Source organism: Leptolyngbya sp. FACHB-541 (assembly GCF_014695875.1).
Lineage (GTDB): Bacteria > Cyanobacteriota > Cyanobacteriia > Elainellales > Elainellaceae > JAAUTN01.
On the sequence record NZ_JACJPC010000153.1, the window covers coordinates 1 to 11,499 of the forward strand.

The window sequence follows — 11,499 nt, forward strand, 5'->3', positions numbered from 1 at the left end:
GGTACACCCGATGCTTGAGAACCGTTGTTATTAGAAGAGGGCATGACCATAAGAGTTCACCTGAACTAGACAGTAATTTGTGAGCGGTCAGGTGTCTCACTCATATTGTCACAGAGGGTTCTTCCCAATCGCGCACTGTTTCATGCGTGAACTCAAATCCCCGCAGCAGGAGGAATTCGGCAATGTCGCGAAAGCTGAGCTTGTAGCGCAACCGGCACAGCAGGACTTGGAACACGATATCGGTGGGCACCTCGATGAAGTTGAAGGGAGTACCTGTCCGTTCGTTAAAAGTGCGGCAGCACTCCTTGCAGCGAAACATGGCATAGCCCAGGTCAGTTATGCGCTGTAAGCGAGTGGTACGAGCTGAGCAACAACCAGGTCAGTTCATGGAGTGTGGGCTGGGTAGAAATTGGGGGCAGTAGCCAGTTTATCAAGTCAGGACTTCCGCCCTCAAGTTGAGTACCCAGTTCTGACAGTTTCGACACAACGTCCCTAGATTGAAGCCGTCCCGAGTGAGCAGAGGCGCACCGCCATAGAACCGCACCCCTGGTTCACTTTGCACAAAAGGATTGCAGGCAAAACGATCGTCGAGTCGAGCATCGGGGATAATCAGCGGCTCATCAGTTAACACCGCAAAGCTGCAAAGCGTGTCGTCACGCGGCACTTCACTTGCCCCAAAACCAACGCAGGACTTAAACCACGCTCTCGATTCATCAACTAGCGAAATAAGCGCAATCGGCATGTCAAACAGCTTCGCTGCCAAGCGGGTAATGCGATCAAACGCAGCTTCAGGCGGCGTATCTAGAATCTTGTATCGCCGCAGTGCTGCCAATCGTTCCGTTTCATTGGCGGGTAAGCGAGGTAAAGGTAATGGAGATTTAGGTGATGCTTCAGTCACGGTTTATCAAGCAAGAGGGGCTAAGAGGTTGCAATGGAGGCAGAACAGCATCAGCCCTATCCAGTTTCTTTTGTTGATAATGTGTGAGTCATTCTTAGTGACATGATGGTTCTAATTAATTCCTCTGGCTCAATAGGCTTAGCGAGATGTCGTTGAAATCCAGCTGAGAGCGCTCTCTGATAATCAATTTCCCCAGCGTAGGCGGTCAGGGCGATCGCTGGAGTTTGCCCTCCCAGTTCAGAAGAAAGTGTTCTGACCCGTTGGAGTAGCATGTAGCCGTCCATCTCAGGCATCCCGATGTCGCTCAACAAAACGTCGGGTTTAAGCTGAGGCAAAACAGTAAGAACTTCACCGGCTGAGGCAATGGCTATCACGCTTGCTCCAGCTTGCTCTAGCAAGAAGGCAACAAACTCTCGGGTATCAGTATCATCATCAACCACTAAAACCTTGATGCCGCTCAACTCCAAGGACTGCTCAATCGGATCGCTATCCTGGTTAGCTAGTGATTGAGATAGCATAAGCGGAAGCTTGATGGTAAAAGTTGCCCCCTGTCCTTCGCCAGGACTATTTGCCTGAACTGTTCCTCCATGCAATTCGACTAAGTGATGCACGATCGCAAGTCCTAACCCTAATCCCCCAAACTGGCGAGTGGTCGTGCTGTCCGCTTGACGGAAGTAGTCAAACACATAGGGCAAGAAGTCAGAGGAGATTCCTTTACCCGTGTCAGTGACGACAATTTGAGCATGAGCGCTAAGGCGTTGTAGCTCAATTTCTATCCGCCCCCCTTGGGGCGTAAACTTAATTGCGTTTGAGAGCAGATTCCAGATCACTTGCTGCAACCGAGACGCATCTCCCCAGATCTGTCCGACATCTGGTGCAAAAGCTGTCCGTATCTCAAGAGACTTAGCCTCTGCTGCCAACCGGATGGTTTCCATTGCAGCTTGAATCGTCGCAGTTAGGTTCACTGAACCCACGTTGAGACTGAGCTTACCGCTTAGAATGCGGGAGATATCAAGTAAGTCTTCAATCAGTTCGGATTGCAGCTTAGCGTTACGTTCAATGACTTTCAGCGCTTCTGTTGTCTTAGCCGCATCCAGTTTTCTCGTTTGCAGCAACCTGGACCAGCCCAGAATCGGATTCAGGGGGGATCGTAACTCGTGAGAGAGCACTGCCAGAAATTCATCTTTGACCCGATTAGCAGTTTCTGCAGCTTCCCGCGCCGCCCGTTCGCGCTCCAACAAGCGTTCGCGCTCCTGGTTGGCTCGCTTGCGCTCAGTAATGTTTTCAGTAAAGAGGATAATGCCACCAACGTCTCCCCCACTGTCGTACCAGGGAAGAATTTCCCAATGTAGCCAGTGACCTGAACCATCCGCCCGAGCATAATAGTCCTCTTCACAGCGCTCCGTTGCTCCGGCTAGACACCGTTGATGAACCGCTCGCCAATGCTCGGGAATATCATTCATCACCTCATAATGAGATAGCCCTCTTAGGTCGGTATAGGTTGGAGCGTATTCCTGCATCCACCGACGGCTGGCAAAGAGATAGCGCATCTCTTGATCCAGCATCACCACAGCCGTGGGAGTATGCTCAATAAACCGTTGCAGCGTTTGATTGGCAGACTGCACGCGGGCTAATAGATGTTCCCGTTCTTGCTCTGTCTGTTTGCGCTCTGTGATGTCCTGGACGACTCCCAGCATTCCTATCACGTGCTCTGAAGGTCCATACTGGGCCCGTCCCTTAGCGGCAACCCATCGTTCGCTTCCACCCGGCTGAATTACTCGGTACTCAATGTCATAGTCACTATGCTGGGCGATCGCTTGTTCAACTTGTAAGCGTGCCTGCTCTTGATCGTCTTCATGCAATAGAGTTTGAATCTGCCCCCAAGTCATATAAGGACCGGGTGGAATGCCAAAAATCTTAGCGGCTTGATCTGAAAACGTTACAAGGTCGGTTGCTGCATCCCAACTCCAATCTCCAAGCTTTGATGCCGCTAATGCCATGCTTAATCGTTCAGCACTATTCCGTAGCGCTGCCTCTGTCTGCTTGCGAGCGCTAGTGTTAGTGAACAAAATTGCAAGCTGGTGAGTTTTAGGATCACCAATGGGAAAGGCATTGACATCAAACCAACGTCCGTTCATGGCGATCGATTGATTCTCAAACCGTATGGGTTTGCCTGTTTGCACAACTTTGCCATACACCTCAACCCAAAAAGGTTCAAGATTTGGGACGAGTTCTCGCGCCGTTTTGCCCGTCGCTTGCTGGAGTCCCGTCAACTTTTCAAATGCCGGGTTAACTTGAAGGAACCGATAATCAACGGGCTGATTATTCTGGTCAAACAGCATCTCACAAATGCAGAAGCCTTCGTCGATCGACTCAAACAACATTCGGTATTGGGCTTCCGATTGTCGCAATGCTGCTTCTGCTCGTTTTCGTTCTAGATGTTCTTGGGCTTCTCGCAATGCCCGACTTACAGCAGGAACTAATCGTTCCAGGCGTTGCTTTAAGACGTAATCAGTGGCTCCCTGTTTCAGTGTGTCGATCGCCAGTTCTTCACCCAGGCTGGCAGAGACAATAATAAATGGAGTGTCAGGACAAAGGTTACGAGCAATTTCTAACGCTGAGATGCCATCAAAACCGGGTAGGGTATAGTCTGCCAGAATTAAATCAAATTCATTAGTTTCTAATGCCGCTACAAAGTCGGCACGAGTTTCCATTCGCTGCAAATCACAGTCGATGCCACCATCGATTAACGTAACTTGTACCACCTCTGCATCGAGGGGATTATCTTCAAGCAGGAGAAATCGTAGGGCGGTCATGATGATTTCTCCTGCTGTTTCGGTAGCGAGAAGTAGAACGTTGCACCCTGATCGATCGCACCTTCAGCCCAGGTACGTCCTCCATGTCGATGAACAATTCGCTGGACATTGGCGAGTCCGACTCCAGTTCCGGGAAACTGCTCCTGTGGATGCAACCGCTGAAAAATGTTGAATAGGCGATCGCCATATTTGGGGTCAAACCCTGCCCCATTGTCTCTGACAAAGAAAATGATTTCTTGCTCCTGTTCTATGCTGCCGATTGTGATTCTAGCTTCAACCTTTTCTTGGGTGTACTTGATAGCATTAGAAAGCAAATTCTGCCATACCAACCTCAACATTGCTGGGTCGCCTTGAGCGGTTGGTAATGGCTCGATCTGCCAGTGAATAGTTCGCCCAATCAATTCCGATTGAAGTTGCTCCTGCACCTGCTGCACCAGTTGGTTTGTTGGAATGAGGGTAAAACGTATTTCTGTTCGCCCCATGCGTGAAAACTCCAGCAGGTCATCCACCATCTTTCCAGCCTGAACTGCAGACTGCGTGATGATGTTTAAATATCGCAAGCTGGTTTCATCCAGTTGGCTAACATCAAGCTTTTTGAGAAGCTGCTGGGCAAAGCCGTTGATGTAGCGCAAAGGAGTTCGCAAGTCATGGGACACAGAGTGGGAAAACGCCTCTAATTCCTGGTTAAGGGCTTCTAGTTGAGCCGTGCGCTGGTTAACTCGTTGTTCTAATGTTTCGTTGAGTTCATGTAATGCAGATTCTGCCCGTTTGCGATCGCTAATATCTCGAAAGTAAATAGACGACCCTCCTTGCAGAGGGTAACAGTGAACCTCAAACCAAGTATCAAAGGCAGCATTAAACAGCTCTAAATCGACTGTGATTTGCTCTCTAATAGCTTGACGAATACTGGCTTCAAGTGAGCCACTTGCATCAGGAAAAGCCTCCCATACGGTTTTACCCAGCAGGTCAATCCGTCGTTTGTGCAGAAGCGCCTCAGCTTTTTGGTTGACATAGATGTAGTGCCACTCATGATCCAGGGCAACAAATCCATCGGTGATGCTCTCTAGAATGTCTCGAATCCGCTGCTGCATTGCGGCTTGTCGCAGTTGTCCTAGTCTCAGGTTGGCATCCACACGAGCTAGCAACTCTCGTGCCGAGAACGGTTTAATCAAGTAATCATCGGCCCCTGCTTCCAAACCTTCTACCCGTGATTCTTCACCTGCGCGAGCAGAGAGCAAAATAACCGGAATTTCTCTCGTCTGCGAGTCAGCCCGTAACTCTCGCAACAACTCAAATCCATCCATTCCTGGCATCATGACATCGGTTAATACCAAGTCAGGTACCCGCTGTTGAGCAGCAGTTAAAGCCGCAACACCATCTGTCACGGCTGTCACCTCGTAGTGTTGGCTCAACAATCGCTTCACATAATCCCGCATATCGGCGTTGTCATCAGCGAGGAGAATTCGGGCAGTAGAGGAAGTTGAGGGCGGATTGGGAGTGGGAGTAGAAAGGATGTCCCCACTCCCGCTCAAGTGAGTGCTCACGTCGAAGCTCATTCCCCATTTCCCATTCCCCTCCTCCGGCAACCAACGCAAGGCTTCTTCGACAAACGCACTTGCCTTTACTGCTGTAGATGCCAGCGTGGAAGTAACACCGATCTGCTCGGGTGGTAGATGAGTACATCCGGTCGGAATGGCGATCGTGAAAGTAGTACCCTGATTCAGTTGGCTTGTGACATCAATCGTGCCACCGTGTAATTTGACCAGTTCTTGCACCAGTGAAAGTCCAATGCCTGAGCCTTCATAGCTACGTCCTCTGGCTCCTTTCACCCGATAGAATCGTTCAAATAGATAGGGTAATGCCTCGGATGGAATGCCTGTGCCTGTATCTTGCACAGTTAATTGAACAGTGTTTTCTTGAGGTTGAAGGGAAACTGAAATTGTTCCGTTAAAGGTAAACTTAAATGCGTTTGAGAGTAGGTTCAGGATAATCTTTTCCCACATCTCACGATCAACATAGATCGGCTCTGGTAAGGTTGGGCAATCGACAAACAACTGCATTCCTGCGCTTTCGATCGCCGACCGAAATACGCTTGCCAACTCAGTGGTAAAGGTTGCCAAATCCGTTGGTTCATAACTTGCTTGGATGCGATCGGCTTCAATCCGCGAAAAGTCGAGCAGCGTGTTCACGAGCTTCAACAACCGCTGACTATTGCGATAGATAATGCTAATTCGCTCATGTTGTTGGGGAGGAAGGGGATTGCTGACATCTGCTAGTGCGTCCTCTGCTGGACCTAGCATCAGCGTGAGCGGGGTACGAAACTCATGGCTGACGTTGTTGAAGAAGGCTGTTTTGGCGCGATCGAGTTTGGCTAGCATCTCTGCCCGCTGTCGTTCTTCTTCGTAGGCTTGAGCATTACGGATGGAGACTGAAACCTGTCCAGCCAGAAGCTCGTAAAATGACTGGTAGCCTTCATCCAACGCACAGTTAGGACTGATGCCACAAATGAGCACTCCCAACGGTGCAGCCGCGCTAGATGAAGGGATGGGCAAGCTGATCGCCTGATGTACGCTTTCGTTCCAGGGTCCGCCAGAAATAGCGAGGTCACGATCAAGTCCTGTGGCGATCGCGGTTTGTCCCATCATGACTGTTGCCAGCGACCATCGATCGGTTGATTCTGTAAGTGAGACGGTTGTTGAAGCAATCTCTTGATCGCCGTTTACCCGAACGCTGCCACATAGCCGAAGAGTGGGGTTGTTTGGATCGGGTAAGTAGATCAGGGCAAACGGTATATCCAGCGGATACTCAGCGATCGCAGCCAAAATATCTTGACAGGTTGCATCCACACTGCGCGTCTCACTTGCCCGTGCTGCCAGGTCACGCTGTAACCGCAAGCGTCGCTCTCCTAATACCTGCTGGGTCACTTCACTACAAACACAGAGCATCCCGCGAATCACGCCTGTGTCATCTCCGACAGCACTGTAAGACAAGCTGAAATGTGCTTCCTCGTTGTAGCCAGAGCGGTTCACTGCCAACATCTGATTTTCCACCCAGTTGGGAATGCCTGTCGTCATCACTTCGGTGATCATCGGTCCGATCACATCCCAGGATTCGGCTTGGGTTTCCCGAATCGACCGTCCTAGCGCATAGGGATGCTTAGTACCAATCAAGTTGATATAGGCATCATTGTAAATTTGAATCAATTCCTGTTCCCACAGCAAGATCATCGGATAACGCGAGCCTAACAGCGTGCGAACCGTTGACTTTAGACTTTGTGACCAGGATTCCACAGCGCCCACTGGAGTCTGTGCCCAATCCAATGCCTGCATCCGTGTCCCCATTTCCCCAAACTTAGGAAAGAGACTTGTTCTTTGTTCGTTCATTCGCAGTCCTCCCTCTCCCCCACGTTAGGCCTGTAGGTGCGGTTAGGAAAAGTGGGGTAAGCCGATGTTGAGCTAACCTCAGATCTTTGAGTCAGGGCAATCAGTTTAACCAGCTGCTCTGGCTCCACTGGTTTGGCAATATGGTGCTGAAACCCAGCGGCGATCGCTTGTTTTTGATCCAACTCTCCTGCATAGGCTGTTAGAGCGATCGCGGGAATCTCTCCTCCCTGCTCTGGTGGTAAAGTTCTTACCTGCCGCAGCAACATATAGCCGTCCATGTCTGGCATCCCAATGTCGCTCAGAAGGACATCGGGTTTAAAACGCATTAATGCTGTCAAGGCTTCTCTTGCAGAAGCGGCTGTGTTCACCTTTGCCCCAGCTTGTTCCAATAGAAACTCAATGAAGTCTCGCGTATCGGTATCATCATCTACCACTAAAGCTTGTACACCATTCAAACTGAGAGAGAATTCCAAGGGTTGAGGAGCTTGATTAACAATGGTCTGAGACAGCATCACTGGAACTCTCACCATGAACGTAGCTCCCTTCCCTTCCCCGAGACTGTCTGCCTGAACAGTTCCCCCGTGCAGTTCTACCAAGTAGCGGGCGATTGCCAGCCCTAACCCTAATCCACCAAACTTACGAGTAGTCGCGCCATCCTCTTGCCGGAAATAGTCAAATACATAAGGTAAGAAATCGGGAGAAATCCCTTTCCCAGTGTCACTAACGGTAATTTGAGCTTGATAGTCAACCTGCGTTAATCGCACCTCAACCCGTCCCCCTTCTGGTGTGAATTTGACGGCATTAGAGAGCAAGTTCCACACGACTTGCTGCAAGCGAGTTGAGTCACCTGAAACCAGTCCTACTTTAGGGTTTAGCCTTGTCTCTATTTGAATCGACTTGGCTTCGGCTGCCAGTTGTATCGTTTCGATCGCTGCTTGAATGACTGATGCTAGATTAACGGGACGGACCGTGAGACTCAGCTTACCGCGTAGAATTCGGGAGATATCAAGCAAGTCTTCAATCAGTTCAGATTGCAGCTTGGCATTCCGCTCAATGGTGGTGAGTGCTTGCTTTGCTCTTGTCTCATCTAGCTTGCCACTTAGTAGGAGCCTTGACCAACCGAGAATGGGATTGAGGGGTGATCGCAACTCATGCGATAACACCGCCAAAAACTCGTCTTTAGTACGGTTGGCGGCTTCAGCTACCTCTCGTGCAATTCGCTCCCGTTGCAACAGTTTCTCCCGTTCCTGTTCCATCTGGTCTCGTTCGGCAGTGCGTCTAGTCAGGCGATCGCGCATGTCTGCAAACACATTAGAGAGGTGGGCTACCTCGGTAATAGTGCTTTGCGGCAACGGGGCTTGAGTATCTCCAGTGGTGAGTTGATCAGTTGCATAGGCTAATGTCATCAGAGAGTTTGATAGCCGACGGGCGACACGCAACCCAATAATTAATGCGATCGCGGCAACGGCTAAAAGAGTTTGAAAATCTCGATTGCGTCTAGCATTGAGTGCCGCTAGAACATTAGAGGCAGGGCGTTCGACTACAATACCCCAACCAATGTCGGGAACCTGAGCATACCCCGCCAGTTGCCATTGTGCTTGATCCCAATAGTGCAGCCCACCAAAAGCTGCTTCCTGCTTCAGCAATGCCGCAACGGGGGGAGCTTGAGAGCGATCGGAAAAGGAGCTGACCAGACTAGCATCTGGGTGGGCAATTACTCGTCCCTGATCATTTACTAGATAGGCCATGATATCGGCAGTCTCCCCTGTCTTGATCAGTTCCCCTGTCAACTTTGACGACTCGATCGCTCCGGCTGCTACTCCCGCAAACTGTTGATTTGCATCATAAAAGGGGGCTGTAAAGGTAAAGATCGGCTTCTGTAAAACTCGTCCAATGCGAACGTTGAGGGTGGTTTGTCCCAGCTGCGCTGCTCGGTATGAGTTGAAGCTTGCAATGGATGGACCTAACACTCGATCATCACTGCGGGCGATCGCATTTCCTGCTGCATCATAGGTTGTCAATACAGTAATGTCAGGATATGCCTGATTAATCAACTGAAGGAAATTGCGCTGCTCAGAAGCAGTCATAGCTGCCAAATTAGGCTGTTTAGCTAACGCATGAACAGCAGCCCGATGCAAATTGATATAGTTGGCAACGTCTTGAGCTAGAGCCCTGGCTAGCGTCTGCTGAAGGGTAAGGGCTTGATTGATCACTGCTTGTTCTTGTGGCAGTGCGATTAGGGTAACGATAAAGAGAAGCGGCAGAGCAACAATCCCTACAAGAGTTACGGCTAGTTGAGTTTGTAAAGACCTTGGTTCAAGCCGACGAAGATAGGGACCTAACCACGGTAGCAATGCCAACAGCGTCCCCAAGCCGCCATAAAAGAGAACAGAATTCCAGGTGGGAAACCCTAACCCGATTGTCCACGACCAGAGCATTCCCCCGGCTAGTAGATGAGCAGCCTGAAAGAGCCGTTTTGGTAGTTTGGGGTAGAAATAGGCTGCTAATAATGCTAGCCCACTAACCAGGTAAGCAATGCCATAGGGCAGCAGATAGGGGCGAACCGGATCATACAGACGAGCATCAAACTGCGGGTTAAACGGAATCAGAACAATGATTCCATCCAGCACCATCCGAATGCTCATCAGCAGGGCAAACAGGTCAATTCCGTTTCTAAAATTTCGGCTAGGACGAGTTTGCAGGAAAGGGGCGATCGCCGTTCCAAATCCTAAAGTGACAAAATCTGCAAATGCCGTCCAAGTGCCTGCAAACAGATGCCCACTAGCAGCCTGTAGTAGAGCAGAACCCGCTAGCAGATGAGCGAATAGAACAATGGAACGGTGAGGTACCAGCGTCACGGCAGCAATCAAAATGGCACCCGCAACTACCTGCCAGGCTCCAAACCCGGGTAAGTGCGGCTGGATGGGAACAAAAACATGGGTATTGAGTGTATGGGGCACCATCAACATCAACGTGCCTCGAATGGCAATGTAAATGCCAATAAACCACTGCAAGGTGTCGATCCTGATTTGCCGTTTCATCTCACTTTCCCCAGTATCAACCTGACTAACCAGCACTAAATCTGGTTTAGCAAACGAGCGATCGCTCCTATCAAAACTTCTGGTTCCACAGATTTAGAAATATGCTGTTGAAACCCTACCGCCATCGCCTGCTGATAGTCAATTTTCCTGGCATAAGCAGTGAGGGCGAGCCAGCCCTAACCCTAGCTCACCAAACCGTCGAGTGGTGGCAGAACTCTCCTGGCGGAAATAGTCAAATACGTAAGGCAAAAAATCAGCAGAAATGCCCTTACTCGTATCGCTGACGGTAATTTGAGCTTGAGAATGTCTGTTTGATTCGGATATCTACTCGGTATTGTCAAGTTAACGCCAACATAGAATAATCGGACTAATTCCACCTTGTTCGCGGCTTCCGGTTCATGTACTCCCGTCATCGCTTTCCTGGCGAAATCATCAGTTACTGCGTCTGGCTTTACTACACCTTTCCCCTGAGCTACCGGGATATCGAAAAGATGATGCTCTACCGGGGCATCGAGGTGACCTATGAGTCGATTCGGGAATGGTGTAGCAAGTTCGGACAGCAATACGCGAATCAAGTGCGACGTAAACGACCTTATCTCACCGATAAGTGGCATCTTGATGAAGTCGTTGTCACCATCAAGGGACAGCAATACTACCTGTGGCGAGCAGTAGACTCAGCGGGCAACGTGCTCGACATCTTGATGCAACAGCATCGCGATACCCAGGCAGCCAAGCGGTTTTTCCGCAAACTCCTCAAGCAGCAAGGCTTTGTACCACGAGTGATCGTGACAGACAAGCTGAAAAGCTACGAAGCTGCCAAAAATCAGATGCTCAAGAGCGTAGAGCACCGAGCGCACAAGGGACTGAATAATCGAGCAGAGAACTCGCATCAACCGACTCGAGTGCGAGAGCGACGGATGCGAGAGTTTAAGTCACTCGGACAAACGCAACGCTTTCTTACTGCGTTTGAACCAATTCGAGACCACTTCCACCCCAAACAACATCAACTCACGGCCCAACGCTACCGCGAACAAATGCGCCAACGCATTCGGGATTGGCAAGAGATTGTTGGCTTGAAATCTGCCATATAATCCTGCGATTCCAACTTGCCAAGAATTATCGTGCTGATTCTTCAACTTCTTCGATTAAGTTGACTGCGAGGATAGAAGAGTATTGCTTCTGCCAATCTGACCCATAAGTTGACCGGCTTCGTGCCTTTGTATTGATTTGTCGATTGGTAGAAGCAATATCTATTGCTTGTTTGGCTTGGGAAGAGTGACCTTATAGGAGCCTGTCTTGAAGAAGTCCCATCGCAGTCTTGTCCTTTGACCCAAACCTGCAAGCGGTCATTCTCTTCAATC

Annotated in this window: 5 protein-coding genes and 2 pseudogenes; 2 read left to right on the forward strand and 5 right to left on the reverse strand. The window is 49.9% G+C overall.

All coding sequences use genetic code 11. The annotated features are described in order from the left end of the window. Positions 1-118: 118 nt before the first annotated feature. The 5 genes and pseudogenes from H6G00_RS36980 to H6G00_RS34170 form a co-directional block, all read right to left on the reverse strand. Positions 119-340, reverse strand: a pseudogene (locus tag H6G00_RS36980) (IS6 family transposase); the annotation flags it as partial. A 141-nt stretch (positions 341-481) separates the two neighbouring features. Continuing rightward, positions 482-898 (reverse strand): annotated as a pseudogene (locus H6G00_RS34155) (GAF domain-containing protein); the annotation flags it as partial. A gap of 56 nt (positions 899-954) precedes the next feature. Next, a complete protein-coding gene (locus tag H6G00_RS34160; RefSeq protein WP_190800135.1) occupies positions 955-3,714 on the reverse strand; it encodes a response regulator in 2,760 nt (919 codons plus the stop codon). Then, positions 3,711-7,097, reverse strand: coding sequence for an ATP-binding protein (locus H6G00_RS36450; protein WP_190641151.1), 3,387 nt, complete (start codon positions 7,095-7,097; stop codon positions 3,711-3,713). The genes H6G00_RS34160 and H6G00_RS36450 overlap by 4 nt, the downstream gene beginning before the upstream one ends. Continuing rightward, positions 7,094-10,138, reverse strand: coding sequence for a hybrid sensor histidine kinase/response regulator (locus H6G00_RS34170; RefSeq protein WP_190641152.1), 3,045 nt, complete (start codon positions 10,136-10,138; stop codon positions 7,094-7,096). Before H6G00_RS34170 ends, H6G00_RS36450 begins: the two co-directional genes overlap by 4 nt. A 101-nt stretch (positions 10,139-10,239) precedes the next feature. Here H6G00_RS34170 and H6G00_RS34175 point away from each other — a divergent pair, with 101 nt between their 5' ends. Continuing rightward, the gene (locus H6G00_RS34175) at positions 10,240-10,422 is read left to right on the forward strand and encodes a hypothetical protein (RefSeq protein ID WP_190800136.1); all 183 of its coding nucleotides are present in this window, start codon (positions 10,240-10,242) and stop codon (positions 10,420-10,422) included. Positions 10,423-10,536: 114 nt separating this feature from the next. Continuing rightward, positions 10,537-11,229, forward strand: coding sequence for an IS6 family transposase (locus tag H6G00_RS34180; protein ID WP_190800137.1), 693 nt, complete (start codon positions 10,537-10,539; stop codon positions 11,227-11,229). Positions 11,230-11,499 lie beyond the last annotated feature (270 nt).